We start from the raw sequence: 18,390 nt of genomic DNA, 5'->3' as shown, positions 1-18,390 counted from the left end.
GTTCGTATTATCACTTTGTTCTAATTAGCGCTATGCTACATTATAAGCGTGGCAAATAGGAAGCTATTTGATTTATCTATGAATATTTTAATCACTGGGGCCACAGGCCTAATTGGCTCACACTTGTGTAAGCACTTAGCAAACCATCATAAGTTAATGGTGCTTACCCGCAAAAAAGAAAAAGCGTTTACCATTTTGGGACACCATGTAAATGCGTTTGAAACCCTAGAGGATATTGACTTTAACCAGCTTGATATTGTGATTAATCTTGCCGGCGAACCGATAGCCGATAAACGCTGGAGCAAAGCGCAAAAACAAAAAATTGAATCTAGCCGCTGGCACATTACTGAACAAATCACCGACAAAATTAACGCAGCAGATAACCCACCACATACTTTTATCTCGGGCAGTGCGATAGGCTATTACGGCAGGCAAACCGAGTCGGTTGATGAACAGCATAACCAACCTTTTAATGAATACAGTCACTACCTTTGTAAACAGTGGGAAACGCTTGCCAAAAAAGCGCAATCGGATAAAACTCGCGTATGTATTTTGCGCACCGGTGTGGTGCTGGCAAAACACGGTGGCGCACTGAAAAAAATGGTACCACCATTTCAGTTTTGCCTAGGCGGCCCTATTGCAGATGGTACACAGCAAATGTCGTGGATCCACATTAACGACATGGTAAACATTATTCTGTTTTTAATCGAAAACAAATCGCTAAACGGTGTGTTTAACGCAACGGCGCCTAATCCGGTTTCGAATAATCAATTCTCCGAAAGTTTGAGTGAAACGTTAGAAAAGCCTAACTTTTTTAGAATGCCTGAATTTGTATTGCGATTAATGTTTGGTGAGATGGCTGATTTACTAGTATTTGGTCAAGCGGTTAAGCCAAAAGCGCTGCAAGACGCAGATTTTAAATTTCATTTTCCACATTTAAAACCTGCCCTTGAAAATATATTAGGTGGGCGATAACGCCCACTTTTTTATAGCGCCCTAACAAGGCCTTGAGTGTTTTTTCGCAGCGTTTTTGCCACTAAACTATAGCCAAGCACAGCTACAAATAAGGCACCAACTACAGGCCCGTAAAGCCACATTGTTGGGTGCAAATTACCAATTTGCTCAAACATACGGTACTGCACAACGAGTAATGCAATATCGCTAAACAGTGCTGCAGAAATGCCCGCAAATAAACCCAGCAATACAAATTCGTAAAGCACCGCATTTTTAATAAGCTTGGCTTTAGCACCAAGGGTTCGCAATATCACCACTTCTTGCATGCGGTCGTGCAAACTTGCCTGCACTTGCGACACCAATACTAACGCACCGCAAATCACCACAATAATCAGTACAAAACTAATGGCCGTTGCAACTTGGTCGATAGTTGAGCGCACCTGCTTTATCATTGAATCTACATCAATAATGCTCACACTAGGGTGATTGCGCACCAGTTGCTGCAACGCACGTTTAGATTCGGTCGGTGTGCTAATGGCAGAAATATACGTTGCCGGAAATTGTGACAGCACTTTAGGACTTAAAATAATAAAGAAGTTGGGCTGCATGGTAGACCAGTTCACCTCACGCAGGCTGGTAATTTTGGCACTAAAACGCTGTGAGCCAATTAAAAACTCAAGCTCATCGCCAATTTTCACACCTAACCGCTCAGCCATAGATTGCTCCATGGAAAGCTCGTTGGCATCTGGGTTTAACCACTCACCTTCAACAATTTCATTGTGTTTCGGCAAGGTATCACGCCATGTTAAGTTAAGCTCACGACCAACACCCGAACGCGCTTCTTCATCGCGTTTTTCGTTTTCTTGTGCCGATACAGAACGCGCTACTTGCTCACCGTTAATACTATTTACGCGACCGCGCACCACAGCATAAAAATCGGTTTGCTGAATGTTGTTTTCGGCTAAAAAATCGGCGATATCACTGCGTTCATATTCGCTAATATTTACCAAAAAGCCATTTGGCGCGTTTTCAGGTAGTTGCGATTGCCAATCGGCAATTAAATCGTTCTTCATTACTACTAAAAATAAAATGAGCTTGATTGCAAGTGCAAAGCTAATTACTTGCACCGCATTAGCGTTTGCGCGTTTTTGTAGTGACGCAATTGCCAAAGACCAGCTATTACTTGGCTTTAATCCCAGTTTACGTGACGAGGTAAACAGTAATCGGCTTAAACCAAATAACATACCCGCTAAAAGCGCACATGACACAAACATAATACCCGCAATCACGACACTGCGACTAAATAAACACATCAAGCCAAACACGGTAAGTGTTGCAAGTAACAGGTGCAGTTTTGATACTTTAAGGGAATCCCCTAAATTACGGCGCAGCACCCGCATTGGTGGAATATCAAATAAGTCCATTAACGGTTTAAGCGAGAACATAACGGCACAGATCAAACCGGTAAAGGTAGCTAGTCCAAGCGGCCAAAGTGATGCTGGCGGCAGGGCTTTACCCATTTTTTCACTCAGCACATCGATTGCGATAACTTGTAAAATAAAACCTAGCAACAAACCAATAATGACCGAAAAAACAGTCACTAACAGTAAATGTACAATGTAGATATTACGAATAGTCGTGCGCGAACCGCCCAGTGTTTTCATCATTGCAACGGGGTCGTACTGACGCTCACAGTAGCGCCTTGCAGACACGGCAATTGCTACCGCCGCAAGCATAATGCCGAGCAAGCCTGCCAGTAATAAAAATCTCTCAGCGCGGTTTACAGAATCAGATACTGGACCTTGACGATCTTTTACGCCATACCAACGCTGGTTTTCAAGTAATTGCGGTTTGAGCCAAGCGTAATAATCATTAAGTTGCTGCTCGGTGCCGGCATATAAATAACGATAAGAAACGCGGCTACCTGGTTGGATCACTTGTGTTTTTTCAACATCGGCGATATTCATAAGTACCCGACGCGAACTTGAAAAAATCGCAAATGGTGCATCAGGCTCTTCAGCAAGAATTTTTTCTGCAATGAAATTGGCTTCACCAATTTCAACCACGTCCCCTACTTCAATATTTAAGCTGTAAAAAACCGTATCGGACAACCATATATTGCCAGGCGCTGGGTGCGCCTCGGTAACATACTCGGGCCCTTCAAAACTGTCTTTAAGTTTTAATTGGCCTTTTAGTGGGTAGCCTTCGTCGGTTGCCTTAATGTACGCTATTTGCATTTCATCATTGGCAAACAGCATGCTATCAAAACCATACCAAGTGGCCGTTTGCAGGCCGTCATCAATCGCTTTTGTGAGGAATTCTTGTGGCAGCTTGTGGTTACTTTGCAAGCCACGGTCTGCGGCTATAAACTCGCTACTTTTTTGATTGATAGAAAGACCGATGCGATCAGTGATTGAAGACAATGTCATTACCGTCATGACAGCGAGCGCAATCGCCAATAAAATAATATTGAGTTCGCCTCGTTTTAATTCTTGGCGAAATAATTTAAACGCTAATTTAGCCCACATCAGCCTGTACTCCGATACGGTCATCGATTAATTGGCCTGCATCAATATGAAGGGTGCGTTGGCACTTTTCAGCAAGGTGTTCGTCGTGCGTAACCAATACTAAGGTTGTGCCGGCGACTTTATTTAAATCAAATAAAAGTTCTTCAATGATGCGGCCATTTTTGCTATCAAGATTAGCCGATGGTTCATCTGCGAATAGCACCTTAGGTTCGCCAATATATGCGCGCGCAATCGCAACGCGTTGCTGCTCTCCACCCGATAGTTGTGAAGGAAAATGATGTAAACGGTGTGAAAGCCCAACTTTTTCAAGCAGTTCTTTGGCTTTTTCTTCAGCGTTTGTTTCACCTGCAAGCTCCGCAGGTAGCATTACGTTTTCAAGCGCCGTTAGGCTTTGCACCAACATAAACGATTGGAAAATAAAACCGACACTCTTAGCACGTACCGCTGCACGCTGCTCTTCATCTAAACTATGTAATGGCTCGCCATCTAAAAATATTTCACCTTGGGTGACGCTATCAAGGCCCGCAAGTAGCGCAAGCAAGGTAGATTTACCTGAGCCCGATGCTCCGACAATCGCAATTGACTCGCCTGGCTTGACATTAAAACTGATGCCAGAGAGGATAGTTAGGTCGCCATCAAGTGTTGCGACAGTTTTTTCAAGGTCTTTGACCTGAATCACATTCATTTGCGAAAGCTTATTCATAGGACTCTCAATGTTGTTACGTAGTTTATTCGTTATCTTACTTGTTATTAGTTACACGGCAATCGCCAACACCGATCACACTGATGGTAAAAGCGACAAAAATCAAGTAACTAAATTACTTATCTTAGGTGACAGCTTAAGCGCAGGCTATGGTCTAAAACAAGAACAAGCGTGGCCTCAGTTGTTACAAAATGCGTACAACCAAGAAAAATCCCCTATCACATTGATAAATGCAAGTATTAGCGGTGAAACCAGTGGTGGTGTATTGCAACGTCTTCCCGCTTTATTAGATGAACATTCGCCAAACTGGGTATTAGTAGAAATAGGCGGTAACGACGGTTTACGCGGCTACCCGGTGAAATTACTCAAGAATAACTTACGCCAAATTATTGATAAAAGCTTAGCTGCGAACGCAAACGTCATTTTAATGGAAGTAGCTATTACTCCTAATCTCGGTAAGCGCTACGCAACACTGTTTCAAAACGCCTATAAGCAGGTCGCAAGTGAAAAATCTGTACCAACCATTCCATTTTTTATTGAATCGGTGGTGACCAAGCCTGAGCTTATGCTACCCGATGGCATTCACCCTAATGCAAAAGCACAACCTTTATTAGTAGAGATAATGAAACAACATTTTGCAGATTTAATTTTAAATAATTAACGATTAGTAATAATTGGCTTATATTTGCAATAACGTTAACTGACAAAATACAACAATCGAATTTAACTAAGCTGTTGAGTAAAAGAATATTGATTTAAATGAGTTATCAGGCTTGTTTTTAAATACTCTTGTTTGTTGATTGATTAAATTAATGAGTCTTGATAGTGAGCCGCGATAAAATATCTCTCTTTGTTTAGACGAAGAACACATGTATTCGATGTATAAGGTAAAACAATAACAATCGTACGTGACCAGTTATATTCAAAATATAACAGCTAACACTTTCATTAAATCGTATATTTATCACGCAGTTAAACCTAGACTAGTTGCTTTTACATAAATCCGAGAATACACTAGCAACTATGTCGGCATATAGCGCAGCTTGGTAGCGCACTGTCATGGGGTGTCAGGGGTCGCAGGTTCAAATCCTGCTATGCCGACCATTCTTTTCTCACCCTAATCAGATACTTCGAACTTTTAAATAAGTAAGTAAGAATTATAAAATTAAGCAAATTTAAATTTAATCAAACAGCTTTAACTCTAATCCCCACAAAACTACATAAACCGTTTGTTTAAAATCAACAATCCTTGACTATTTAGCCCACTGCTTTAAGTTATTTATGCTATCGAGGTTGATTATTTAAAGGACTAAACCATGCCGGGTGCATTTGCACACATTACAGCGGTTAATTTCGCTACCGAAAATAAATCGCTACACCAATTAGACATACCCAAAAAAGCCAAATTAATTTTAAGTAAAAACAAAAAATATCTGGAATTAGGCTGTGTTTCACCAGATTACCCTTATTTGGTGGTGGGTTTAGATAAAAAGCTACAAAATAAATGGGCTGATCTTATGCATTACGAGCGCACAGGAGACGTCATTAAAGCCGCTATTGCCTATTGCAAAACTCTGGAAGGAAGCGCGCAAGAAAAATCATTTGCTTGGCTGTGTGGCTATATGGCTCACGTTGCCGCAGACATTACTATTCACCCTGTCGTTGAATTAAAGGTGGGGCCGTACGAGCAAAACCAAAAAGCACATAGAGTTTGTGAAATGAATCAAGATGCCTTTATTTGGCAACGGCTTAATCTTGGCGAAATTGGTTATGCTGATCGGGTCGAGCTCAATATTGGCTCATGCACTAATGCAAATAACGAATTGGATGACGATATAAAGCAAATTTGGCGTTTTTGTTTAGAGCAAATTCACCCTGAATATACAAAAAATGTAGAACCTGATTTTGATGCATGGCAGTCAGGCTTTCAGCTTGTAGTTAATAATGCTGAAGAGAGCCACCGGCTTTTTCCTTGGGCACGACATGTAGGTGTTGACCATGGTCTAACCTATCCAATGTTTGAAGAAGTCGATTTAGATTTCATTTCCCAACTTGAAACGCCTCACGGCAAAATGCATTACAACGATGTGTTTGATTTAGCTATTGAAAATATCAAATACTATATTAGTATTGTCGCCAACAGTGTATTTGAAGATATGCCTTGCGACGCTATTTGTAATTGGAATTTAGATACCGGTAAAGACGAAACTAATAAGTTAACTGCATGGGAGCACTAGTATGAAACACCTTATTGTAATTATGGGTATGCTCTTTTGCATAGCATGTGCCAACAAGCCAAATGAGTATGAGCCTGAAAAAATGGCGGACCTAGCGTCACAATTAAAAGACATTGCAGCAGCACTAGACGGCACATTGAAGTTTAGCGACACACATTACACTGAAGGACAGCAGTTGCTACAAGACGCAATTGATAATGATGCCAATCGGTTAGCGCCGTTTAACCAATTCCAGCTTCACGTTATTATTGATGAAACCAACGCAGCCTTGCTGCTTTGTGATAACAACACCTTACTAATTGAAGATGCTGGCTGTACGGCGCAATCAGATGTGCAACACTGGCGCCAGCCTAACAATGAATGCAAAGCAACGTTAGCGCTAAGCCAAGTATGCAACTAAAGATACTAGATAAAAAACGCAGCCAATTGGCTGCGTTTTTTTATTTTGATAATTAGTTTTTGGCTTTCGCTTTAGATTTTGGTTTTGCTTTCGCCTTTGATTCTTCTACCCACTTGCCATCAACGAATTGTGCCGTCCAACCAGTTGCTTTACCCTCAACTTCAGACATTACATATTGTGATTTAGCTTTGCGGCTATAGCGGATAATCGCGTCATTACCATCTGGATCTTTCTCTGGCGCGTCTGCTAAGTAATAAAACTTAGGTGAAATACGATCGCGAAAACGTTTTAACTCAGACACTTTAGGCGCTCGCGTTTCACGTGATTTCGGGAACGTTGACGCAGCCATAAAGATACCTGATGCGCCGTCACGTAGCACAAAGTATGCTTCCGACTTTTCACACGGTAACTCAGGTAGGTGTACCGGATCTTCTTTCGGAGGCGCAGCTTCACCATTTTTAAGCAGTTTACGGGTATTTTTACATTCCTCGTTAGTACAACCAAAGTATTTGCCAAAACGACCCGACTTTAATTGCATTTCAGACTGACACTTGTCGCATTCGATAACAGGGCCGTCGTACCCTTTAATTTTAAAGCTACCGCTTTCAATTAAATAGCCATCACAGTCTGGGTTATTACCACACACATGCAATTTTCGCGTTTCGTCAATGAGGTAAGAATCCATCGCTGTTTCGCATTTAGGACAGCGTTTCATCTGACGAAGCACTTCTGTTTCTTCGTCTTCCACATCTGCGGCCACCGCTTCTTCACCCGGTACCAAATTCATCGTTTGCGTACAACGTTCTTTAGGTGGCAATGCGTAACCTGTACACCCTAAGAACACACCTGTTGAGGCGGTGCGAATGCCCATATTGCGACTACATGTAGGACACGACAAATCGATTTCAACCACTTGGTTGGTACGCATGCCACCTTCATTTTCATCTGAACTGGCTTTATCTAAATTTGCTGAGAACTCTTGGTAGAACTTATCAAGAACCTGTGTCCACTCACGCTCGCCTTCTGCGATATCATCTAAACGCTCTTCCATTTTCGCGGTGAAATCAAAATTCATTAAATCGCTAAAGCTTTCAACCAAGCGCTCATTAACAATTTCACCCATTTTTTCTGCAAAAAAGCGACGATTTTCTACACGCACATAACCACGATCTTGAATCGTAGAAATAATTGATGCATACGTAGATGGACGACCAATACCACGTTTTTCAAGCTCACGTACCAAGCTCGCTTCACTAAAGCGTGCAGGAGGCTTGGTAAAGTGTTGTTTAGGATCCAGTTCAACAAGTTTTAATACATCACCCGTTTTAACCTCAGGCAATGCTTGTTCTTCTTGATTTTTCTTTTTAACTGACGGCTGAACACGTGTCCAACCATCAAACTTCAGTACTCGACCCTTAGCTTTTAATTCATAGTCATTAGCGGCAAGGGTAATTGTTGTTAAGTCATACTCTGCTGGTGTCATTTGGCATGCCACAAACTGACGCCAAATCAGCTCGTACAGTTTCTTCGCGTCAGCCTCGACACCGTCTAAATGGCCCGACAAAATAGCAACATTAGATGGACGAATTGCTTCGTGCGCCTCTTGCGCACCATCTTTTGACGAATAACGAATTGGCGATGCAGGTAAATATTTATCACCAAACTCATTTTCGATATAGCCTCTACAAGCCTCTACAGCGTCATTTGATAAATTTGTAGAGTCAGTACGCATGTACGTAATAAAACCAGCCTCATAGAGCCTCTGAGCGAGCATCATGGTCTTTTTAACACCATAACCTAAGCGCGTACTCGCTGCCTGCTGCATTGTTGAAGTAATAAATGGCGCTGATGGTTTGCTTTTGCTTGGTTTTTGTTCGGTTGCTGCAACCTTATATTCCGCAGCTTTTAATTTGGCAACGGCTTCATCTGCATCTGATTTATTCTTAGGTTCAAACGCCTTGCCTAAATATTTTGCTACCGCAAAACGAATTTGATCTTCATGAGATTTCAGCTCTGCGTGAATATCCCAAAATTCTTCCGGAATGAATGCTTTAATTTCACGTTCACGTTCAACTAATAAACGCACTGCTACCGATTGTACTCGACCTGCTGACAAACCGCGTGCTACTTTCGCCCAAAGTAACGGCGACACCATAAAGCCAACAACACGATCGAGAAAACGACGCGCTTGCTGCGCGTTAACCATGTCGGTATTTAATTGGCCTGGCTCAGCAAAGGCATTCTGAATCGCGTTTTTAGTGATTTCATTAAATACAACGCGTTTATACTTTGACTCATCGCCACCAATGACCTGCTCAAGGTGCCAAGCAATTGCTTCCCCTTCTCTATCCAAATCGGTTGCGAGATAAACGTAGTCAGCGTCTTTTGCGAGTTTTTGTAATTCAGCAACAACTTTTTCTTTACCAGGAAGCACTTCATAATGTGGTTGCCACCCTTTATTAGGGTCAATACCCATACGCGCAACTAAATTCGCATAATCTTTTTCTTTGCGATATTTAGCTTTTTCTTCTGGTGACATTTTGCGTACTTCAGCTGGCGATTTAGTAGCGGCTTTGTTCGCTTTCCCAGATGTTGGCAGATCACGAATGTGGCCAACACTGGATTTTACGACGAAATCCTTGCCCAAATATTTATTAATTGTTTTCGCCTTGGCTGGTGACTCAACAATAACTAACGACTTACCCATATTTGCCTATTTTTATTTACGCAATGCGATTTAATTTGTTAACCCATTTAGGGCGCTATTATTAAAGGTATATCGACAAAGTGCCAGCCTGACAAGCATATTTTTAAAAAACTCGCTATTTTTATATGTGTTAGCGTTAAAAATACACGGCTTGATTAAAATTTGAGTAGATTGAACTGGTAGATTTCTGAAGGGAAAATAGATTTAGTGTATAAAAAAAAGCGCCGTTAAGGCGCTTTTTTTTATCTCAAGGATTACCCTTCATCTATAACTAACAAAGAAATTTTCTTTATCGTTGACTTTGGTGTTATAAATTCGAAATAAAATTCGCCTGTTACTTTCTTGTTAGGTTCTCCTTCACGACCAATAATATGGCTTGAATAAGCTGCCCATGTCGTATTTGAGCTGGGAATATCATAGCCACCATCATCCGTCTCACCATTGCTAGCGGTATATGTTACTTTAGTACCCGCTGGTAGTGGATTGTTAAATATGTCGCTATAGTAAAAATTAAAAGGCACATATGACAAACCAACGTCAATTGGTGTATCAACATCACCGACACATATACCGTTTTCAACTACCGCATTAGGCTGGTCACACGCTGCTGGCGTGTTCACATCGTCATCATCATTAATATGAATAAAATAACGAGAGATATCAACTGAGTGTACATCACAGAAATCTTGGGTTTCTGATTCTTCGAGTGCTAGTAAAACTCTAGCATTAGTTGTTCTGTCCATAAACTCCCATGAACCGTTAGCTGGTGGTTCAAGAACTAAATTATCACAATTTCCTGGGATTAAACCTTCAGTACCCAAAACCGGATGAACAAATTTGGCAGATTTACTAATCGTGTAACGACCGAATGCTTCGCTACCCGACATTACAATTTCAATATTTCGACGCAAATCTACTAAACTTTTCGAACAATCTCCATTAGCTTCAGCTTGTTCAGAACACACTAAACCATTAAATTTGCCATCGGCAAGTGAGTACTCACCATCTCCATTGAGATCAACAAACTCTTCGAATTCACCGCCATTAGTGTTTCCTGGTATACAATTAGTGCCAGTGCTACAGTCTACATCACCGTTAAAGACCCCATTTTCATTACTATCTAAGAAAGCTTCTGGAAGGTCAAAAGGTGCATAAAATTCACCACTATCAAACATCCCATTTGCATTCCGGTCAATGTAACTTTCTTCACCTGATGTAGTCGCTAAAATTGTAGCCCGCCCACCAAGTGGTACGCCATTTGAGTTATCGTTTGCATTTAGAAGACCAAACCTACAAGGAGCAGGAAGACCAAACCAAGGGTTACAATTAACTTCATTTGTTACAGGGTTTACACCACTGATAGAGTTTCCCCATTTACTTTCTGTAAATGGTTTTGGATCTTGACTTCTCCATTGAACAGTACAAACACCATCTATCGTTTCACAACGCAATAAGTCACTAAATTGCTCACCATCTATGAGGCCAATAGCACCACCTTCTGCACGCAAATAAACAGGAGTTCCATCAGGAACGAAATTACCAAAGTGGTCAGCCATGAAAATAGTTACATTGGCTGTTACGTTGTCATACTGTAAACCTTCAACATTATAATTGTCAGATGCAACAGTAAAACTATCATTGTCTGGTAAACCTGATGTAATTGTTAATAAATCTGACACACTAGTAATTTGTGAGTCTAACTGAACAAGATTAAGTTGCCCTTCAGGACAGTCTTCCGCTTTTGGTGTTGTTTTACACTGATCAAAAAACTCTTTCCAGCACGTAACGTCGTTAAATGGATAGTCTGACGGTATTTGCTCATCTGGTATGTAACACGCGTGAACGCGCACCGCCATAGGTATTTTGCCAGATGTTACAGTAACTTCTGAAATACCTTGGCTATTTGTATTAATTGAATGCCGATTTAGCGAAACGCCACCGTTGTTAGAACTCAATTTAAAATCAATACGGCTATTAGCAACAGGTTGTTTTAACTCATCGATCAACTTAAATTGAATGTTACTTGATTCAGTCCTATTTTTTCCGCCAGTACCCTTCAAAGCAATTACTGTCTCAGAGGAATCTATGAATTCGATTGACGCCACTTCAGAAGCTGAAAGTGGTAACAGTGTAGAAATAGATTTACCATTTATAAATGCTGTCACTGTATCTGTTGGATTGCCCTCACAACCAAGAGAGCGATATGTGGCAGACGCAATACCACCAATGCTTGTGGCTTTGGTATCAAGTTCGGCACTGCCGGCCTGTTTACACGCTGAGCTAAATTCAACATCCAAAGGAATTAAAAGTAGCTGACCATCAGCATCTCTCAATTCAACCGTAATAACTGTTGTCGCACCCGATGCTAAGGTTTGATACTCTCCCGACCCATCGTTTTTAAGGTGTAACCCATTATTTATGCTTAAAGAAAACTCAGCTACGCCGACACTAAACGCTTTACTCGTTGATACATTACGGACAGTTGCTGTTAATTCACCAGTATCATTTTTGGTACCTGGCTCAAGAGTTAATAAAGCAATGCCATTAGCGTCTGTTACGGCTTTTCCAGACTCTGGTGATAGTTTACCTACTGTAGTGCTAACAGTTGCCAATACATCTGCAAAACCATCGCCTGTTTTAGCATTTACAGCGGAAACAAACACAGTACCAATCTGATCTGAAGAAATATCTCTATTTACGACTGTACAACCTGTGATTGGATCTGTTGGGTCTAAACGGTTGTTATCACGATCAGCATCCCACCCGTCATTACAACCCACCAGTATTTTAACATCTACTATTGTTTCTGCAGTTTCGACCGATGCATCATCACCAGACGAGAAAAAGCCTGTGCTCTTGGTTATAGTTGTACCATCGATTTGTGCTATTACTTTACCCGCACCTTTAAAGTTACCAGAACCAAGTGCGACAGTTGCAATACCATTATCATCTAAAAGTTGAGTTCCAGTATCTGATAAGACTGTTCCCGTATGCTCTGTACTAAAAATCACAAGACCATCCGTGATTGGTAAACCATCACTTTTAACAACCGCACGAACAATTCCCTGATTATCTTTGCTTAAAGGATTTGCTTCTGTGAACTTATTACCATTTTTATCCAAAACGGTCAGTTCTAATGTTACAGCACCACTCACACCGCCATCTGATTCGTCACCAGCACTCGTAAAAGTTAGCGAAACTTGTAACGGGTCGGTATCTGTCGGGGCAAAAGTCGCCGTCACTTTACCAGAACCAACTACTGAGCCTGCACGCAATGTAATTTCGGCGACACCCTCGGAATTTGTTTGTGCGGTACCTATTTCAGGATCCAATTTACCGACAGTATCACCATTAAAGTCTGAAAGAATAAATGAAACCAGTTGATTTGCATACGCTTTACCGTTTTTAGTTAAAGTAGCTTTTAACAAACCAGGTTGAGCAGCAGATACTTGAGAAATACCATTCCCACCATCTGTTGAGTGAAGAGTAACTTTAAGTTCGTAGCTATTCGCTGAACCACCACCATCTGGTGACTCTAAGCTACCACCACCGCCACATGCTGTTAGCATAAAACTGCACAGCAGAGCGAAGAGTAATCGGATCGAAGGCATGACTTCTCCCTTGCATTAAAATTATAATTAGAGTTATTCAGTCTATATTAAACTAATAATCCAACAAAAATCATAGCATTTTTAAAAAAACTTACCGTATTTCCTTTAAATTTTTATGTTCACTGGTAGGCTATGCAGAAAATCACAATAAATATACATACTAAATTATGACATCCACTATTTCACAACCTAAAGGTTTGGGGTTAACAGGCAAGATCCTCATCGGTATGGTTTTAGGTATTATCACCGGCTTTTTGTTCAAAGCGCTAATGGGCGAATCAGGTGATTTCACTCTAACTGCGGGTGAGTTTACGTTTTCGTTTAAAGGCTTTTTTGTTGACGGTATTTTTCATATTGGCGGTCAAATATTCGTTAATAGTTTAAAGATGTTAGTCGTACCTTTAGTATTTATCTCGCTTGTGTGTGGCACGTGTAGCTTAAGCGACCCTAAAAAATTAGGTCGCTTAGGTGGCAAATCAATTGGCTTGTACCTTCTTACAACTGCCATTGCGATTACCATTGCAATGACTCTAGCACTTGTAATAAACCCCGGTGAAGGCATTAATATGCCAAGTTCATCTACGTTTGATGCGAAGCAAGCGCCGACACTTGTTGATGTTATTATAAACATGTTCCCAACCAACCCGATTAACGCAATGTCTAGCGGAAATATGCTACAAGTTATTGTGTTTGCACTGTTATTTGGTATTGCAATGGCACTTAGCGGTGACGCGGGCAAACGTTTGACGGCAGTGTTTGAAGATCTAAATACAATTATTTTAAAACTAGTCACTATTTTAATGAATATTGCACCTTACGGTGTGTTCTTTTTAATGGCGAAGCTATTTAGCTATATTGAAGGCGACTTAATCGTTAAGCTTATCTTTTACTTCGGTACTGTTTTACTTGCGCTATTTATTCATGCACTAATTGTATACCCAATGCTATTTAAAACATTTACAGGGTTAAACCCACAAATATTCCTAAATAAAGTAAAAGAGTTGTCTATTTTTGCGTTTAGTACTTCAAGCTCAAGCGCAACCATGCCAGTAACACTAGAAACAGCCACTAAAAAACTAGGTGCCGATAACAAAGTTGCTTCTTTCACGGTACCATTAGGTGCAACCATTAACATGGACGGCACCGCAATTATGCAAGGTGTTGCCACTGTATTCATCGCACAGGTATTTACTGTTGATTTAGGCTTTACCGATTACTTAATGGTTATCCTAACTGCAACACTTGCCTCTGTTGGCACAGCGGGCGTTCCAGGTGTTGGATTGATTATGCTTGCGATGGTTCTTAATCAAGTGGGCTTACCTGTTGAAGGTATAGCCATTATTATAGGTGTAGATCGCCTGTTAGATATGACTCGCACCGCTGTTAACGTAACAGGAGATTGTATGGTTACGTGTGTTGTTGCTAAGTCTGAAGGCGAATTTGATGATGCGGTATTTAACGATACCAATGCCGGTAAAGAATTTGAAAATATACGCTAACGCTGAGTGTTTATTAAAAAGCCGCTAATTTTAGCGGCTTTTTTTGTCGCAAGAGGTTAATTATTAATGATAAAGCTCTTTGCTTTTTGATAATAATTTGGCAATCACATTATCAATAATTCCTGTCACGCCTAACCCGAGTTTATCTGATAAGCCTTTTTTGGTTTTATAGGTTATCTCAAGCAACTCGAATTGCTCATTTAACGCTAGCAATAAATCGTCACTTGTCTGGATCTCATCAACTAATCCTAACTTGTGTGCATCTGTACCAAACCAAGTTTCACCTGTCGCCACTTTTTCTACATTTAGGTGTGGCCTAGCAGATTGGACATGTTCGCGAAACAATTCATGAATTTGCTCTAGCTCTTGCTTAAACTTTTCACGGCCAATGTCATTATTTTCACCGAACATTGTTAACGTGCGTTTAAACTCACCGGCAGTGATTTGCTCGAACTCTACGTGATTTTTCTTTAGCAATTTGTTGAAATTTGGTAACTGCGCAATAACACCTATGCTGCCAACCATAGCAAACGGGGCACAAACAAATTTATCTGATACGCAGGCCATCATATAACCACCACTTGCTGCAATTTTGTCTACACTAACAATAAGTTCAAGCTTTGCCTGTTTAAGGCGTGCTAATTGCGATGCTGCCAGCCCATAACCATGCACTACGCCACCACCGCTTTCAAGCTTAAGGACCACTTTATCGCTTGGCTTTGCGACCTGAATAATCGCCGTCACTTCATTTCGCAGTGACTCGACTTCCTTCGCATCAACGCCGCCCTTAAAAGACAGTACAAATACTTTATTTAGGTTTTCGTTAGCAATGTCTTTAGATGCTTTTTTTTCGCTCTTCTCAAAATCTTTAAAGGCATTTTTATCAAGCGTTACGCTTAATAGCGCTTTCTTTTGTTGGTCTAACTTTTCGCTTAAGCTTTCAATCGCTAATTCACCTTTACTTGCTTTAGGTTTACTTGAGGCCCCCACAATCAACACAACAATAATGGCAAACGCAACTACAAATGTGACTGTTTTTGCGAGAAATAATCCATATTCGTATAAAAATTCCAAACTTAAACTCCGTAATTAATTTTTTGCGTACTCTAATTAAAATCGAGGCAAAAAAAAAGCCGCACTAACGAGTGCGGCTTGATATTGTGTTTAATATTATTCAGTTACAACAGCTGTATTTGTAACTTGTAGCATTAAGCCTCTGCTCGCTAAGAACGACGCAATCTGGCTTTGCATTTCAGCATTAGCAGCTGCAGCATCCGAAGGTGCTACGCCGTATGCTGGTGCAGGTGTTAAAACCGAACCATGGTGGCCTTTGGTAAATTTAACTAAATAGCTCGCCGGTACTTCAGATACCTGTGAAGTTGCGACAGGTGTCAGCCCCATAAATAAACCCGATGGAACAGTACCCGATACTGGACTTACAGTTGAGTAAGGTGGGATTACAGTATCAGCCGGGTTACCCATCCCGTCACCAACTACTACATTCTGGTAGATAGCTGTGCCTTGAGAAGCCACCTTACTAGCTAACGAGTTAGAATCAGCCGCATCGACAGCTGTTTGAATAGCAAATGCAAATTGACTAATCGTGCCTGAAATATTGGCTAACTTTTCAGTCTCCTCAGCCTGAGCAAGCATAGTTGTATATGCAACAAATGCGCAACCCGCATATTCGCTTTGCGACCCAGCAAACTCTGCGCATACTTGCATACCTTCTTCAGATTGCATAAACGCAATAAACTCAGCTGACTCAGCAGTTCCTGCTGAAGCTAATACTGAACCTTTTATTACGTTACCAAAAGCGTTTGATTCAAGTAAAAAGCCAGCTAAACCACCGCCACCACTTGCAAGTGCCGCTGTGTTTACCTTGAATAGCGGGTCAATAAGAGCTGCTGTTTCTGGGCCTACTAAAGGAGCAACTGACTCATTTGCAGCAGCTAAGAAACCTGGCGCAACCACAGCACCAAGAGAGTGACCAACAAAGCTTACGTCTGTCGGGTTTATGCCTTGTAGGTTTGTCGCCGCTAATGATAAGCGTAAACCGAGTAAGTCAGCCATTGATTGACGTAAATTATCACGCGCCACTAAACTTGATGATAAATTCATGTAATGAAGCACGTTGCCATCATCGCCAGATGCAATGAAATCGAAATTACCATCACCGTCAACGTCAATTCCGCGTTCACCATGAATCGGATGGTCGATGGCAACTGTAACGAACCCTTGTAATGTAAGTGCTGCTGTTATAGCTAACATGCTCTCTTTTGTACTTGTGATACCGTGTTGCAGCATTACAACTGGCCACCCTGTTGCTGGCATTGCAATCGCCGGCATACCAAGTTGCGCCCTTACCGCATTTAAAATAGTTAGGTCATCAGCAGGCGTAGTAACTTGGACTGGCACATTCGCATAGCTATGTGGCATTGGTAGCGGGTTGTATTTAGTGAGGTGACGCTGTTCATCTAGCCCCAAATCACGCAGTAAACCACCGGTTGCATTAAAGCACAGTGCATCTTTCTCATTTATTGGCTCCGCTGGAACAGAACCGCCCTGAGCAACATAACCTGCAATCGTCGCCGCGCCGTCACATAGACCTTTCCAGTAAGTGCTATTTAAAGCACTATCGTCTTGTCCTTCAGGTGTTTTAAGGTAGTGAGGTAATACTACAGAACCACGCTCGTACTTGATTTGATCAAAAACGGGCGAAGGCGGCTGTGCGCCTTGAGAGCGAAATAATACATCACCTACAGTCATACCAGTAGATGGGCCCATCATAAGTTGTGGCATATTTTGTTGTGTAGCTGCACTCATCGCATACACATTTTTAACCATACTCATAACTGAACCAGCTGATTGAATGCTCATTGCGCCAGTATAAATAATATCGTCTTTGGTTAACGAGCCCGATTGCACTACCACGTTCTCGTAACTGTTAATAACCGCTTGAAGCGCTTTTTGCTCGTCAGTTACCAATGGTAATGAATTAATGTCGAGTTTAACTAAACCGTAAGTTTCTGAAGGCTCAAATGACTCGCCTCGAGTATCGCGCAAAGAGTTAGTAACTACATTAATGTAAGCTGACCCCTGATTTAACGGCTTAAGTGGAACAATTGCAATGTTATTGCCGTTTGCTTGCGCAATAAAGTCAACACCAAACGTCAACTCTTTTAAATATTTACAGGCAAGACCAGCTTGGATCTGTGCACATTCAGCGTCAGTAATACTTGCACCCATTACAACTTCAAACAAACGCACTGAATCTGCATTTACGGTACTAGCGTCTAGAATCAAAGTTGCAGGTACATCTAATGCAATTTGATATGGTGACTGTGTTGACCAACCATCAAGAGCGCCTAACGCCGTTTGAGGGTCAGCATAATTAACTTCTTCAGCGACTTCGCCTGGCATGTTGAGCGTACCATCAGTAGTACCTAAAAACAGTAAATCATTTGGTACTGATATCACACCGTTTGAGGGATCAAATGCGACGGAAGCTGTGACCTTAGGCACAACTATTTCTGACTCATTTTTAACATCTTCTAAGCTTTCACCACAGCCGTATAACGCTGTAGCAATCGCCATTGTGAGTAGCACTTTTTTCATTTTATTGCTCCAAACCCGATCTTTTTTATTGTGTGTATTTGATATTAAACATCAAAAATTAATTTGTCGGTGGTTATTATTAAGACATTAGACCAGTTAAAGTTAACTTAAACAAAGCAATTTCTCCACCTAA

Annotated in this window: 11 protein-coding genes and 1 tRNA gene; 6 read left to right on the top strand and 6 right to left on the bottom strand. The window is 41.2% G+C overall.

Features of this window, described 5'->3' with window-relative positions:
* The first annotated feature begins 78 nt into the window (after positions 1-78).
* On the top strand, positions 79-975 hold the full coding sequence (locus ACHSBP_RS10620; protein WP_010559881.1) for a TIGR01777 family oxidoreductase: 897 nt from the start codon (positions 79-81) through the stop codon (positions 973-975).
* Positions 976-986: 11 nt separating this feature from the next.
* Here the strand turns inward: ACHSBP_RS10620 and ACHSBP_RS10615 are convergent, their stop codons facing one another.
* Positions 987-3,482: an ABC transporter permease gene (locus ACHSBP_RS10615; protein WP_010559880.1), complete on the bottom strand. Its 2,496-nt coding sequence runs from the start codon at positions 3,480-3,482 to the stop codon at positions 987-989.
* Positions 3,472-4,185 carry an ABC transporter ATP-binding protein gene (locus ACHSBP_RS10610; RefSeq protein ID WP_010559879.1) on the bottom strand — a complete coding sequence of 238 codons (714 nt, stop codon included), beginning with the start codon at positions 4,183-4,185 and terminating at the stop codon, positions 3,472-3,474. The genes ACHSBP_RS10615 and ACHSBP_RS10610 overlap by 11 nt, the downstream gene beginning before the upstream one ends.
* A 10-nt stretch (positions 4,186-4,195) precedes the next feature.
* On the opposite strand from ACHSBP_RS10610, the gene ACHSBP_RS10605 reads away from it, so the two are divergent.
* From ACHSBP_RS10605 to ACHSBP_RS10590, 4 genes are all read left to right on the top strand, one after another.
* The gene (locus ACHSBP_RS10605) at positions 4,196-4,846 is read left to right on the top strand and encodes an arylesterase (protein ID WP_010559878.1); all 651 of its coding nucleotides are present in this window, start codon (positions 4,196-4,198) and stop codon (positions 4,844-4,846) included.
* Positions 4,847-5,212: 366 nt separating this feature from the next.
* Positions 5,213-5,289, top strand: a tRNA-Pro gene (locus ACHSBP_RS10600).
* A 212-nt stretch (positions 5,290-5,501) separates the two neighbouring features.
* Positions 5,502-6,422: a zinc dependent phospholipase C family protein gene (locus tag ACHSBP_RS10595; RefSeq protein ID WP_395388811.1), complete on the top strand. Its 921-nt coding sequence runs from the start codon at positions 5,502-5,504 to the stop codon at positions 6,420-6,422.
* 1 nt (position 6,423) lies between these two features.
* On the top strand, positions 6,424-6,822 hold the full coding sequence (locus tag ACHSBP_RS10590; protein ID WP_010559876.1) for a hypothetical protein: 399 nt from the start codon (positions 6,424-6,426) through the stop codon (positions 6,820-6,822).
* 52 nt (positions 6,823-6,874) lie between these two features.
* Here ACHSBP_RS10590 and topA read toward each other — a convergent pair whose 3' ends face one another.
* Together topA and ACHSBP_RS10580 are read right to left on the bottom strand one after the other, a co-directional pair.
* Positions 6,875-9,529: a type I DNA topoisomerase gene (gene topA, locus ACHSBP_RS10585; protein ID WP_395388810.1), complete on the bottom strand. Its 2,655-nt coding sequence runs from the start codon at positions 9,527-9,529 to the stop codon at positions 6,875-6,877.
* A gap of 254 nt (positions 9,530-9,783) precedes the next feature.
* A complete protein-coding gene (locus ACHSBP_RS10580; RefSeq protein WP_021033088.1) occupies positions 9,784-13,140 on the bottom strand; it encodes a hypothetical protein in 3,357 nt (1,118 codons plus the stop codon).
* Between the two features lie 167 nt (positions 13,141-13,307).
* On the opposite strand from ACHSBP_RS10580, the gene ACHSBP_RS10575 reads away from it, so the two are divergent.
* Entirely contained in the window at positions 13,308-14,639 is a 1,332-nt protein-coding gene (locus tag ACHSBP_RS10575; RefSeq protein WP_395388809.1) for a dicarboxylate/amino acid:cation symporter, read from the top strand.
* 63 nt (positions 14,640-14,702) lie between these two features.
* On the opposite strand, the gene sohB is transcribed toward ACHSBP_RS10575, so the two are convergent.
* Together sohB and ACHSBP_RS10565 are read right to left on the bottom strand one after the other, a co-directional pair.
* Positions 14,703-15,713: a protease SohB gene (gene sohB, locus ACHSBP_RS10570; RefSeq protein ID WP_010559872.1), complete on the bottom strand. Its 1,011-nt coding sequence runs from the start codon at positions 15,711-15,713 to the stop codon at positions 14,703-14,705.
* A gap of 96 nt (positions 15,714-15,809) precedes the next feature.
* Positions 15,810-18,257, bottom strand: a complete 2,448-nt coding sequence (locus ACHSBP_RS10565) for a VolA/Pla-1 family phospholipase (protein WP_010559871.1) — start codon at positions 18,255-18,257, stop codon at positions 15,810-15,812.
* Positions 18,258-18,390: the final 133 nt, after the last annotated feature.

The organism is Pseudoalteromonas sp. XMcav1-K (genome assembly GCF_044005875.1).
Classification (GTDB): Bacteria; Pseudomonadota; Gammaproteobacteria; order Enterobacterales; family Alteromonadaceae; genus Pseudoalteromonas; species Pseudoalteromonas spongiae.
Note: the sequence above shows the minus strand (reverse complement) of the source record. Positions and strands in the feature narration are given on the sequence as shown.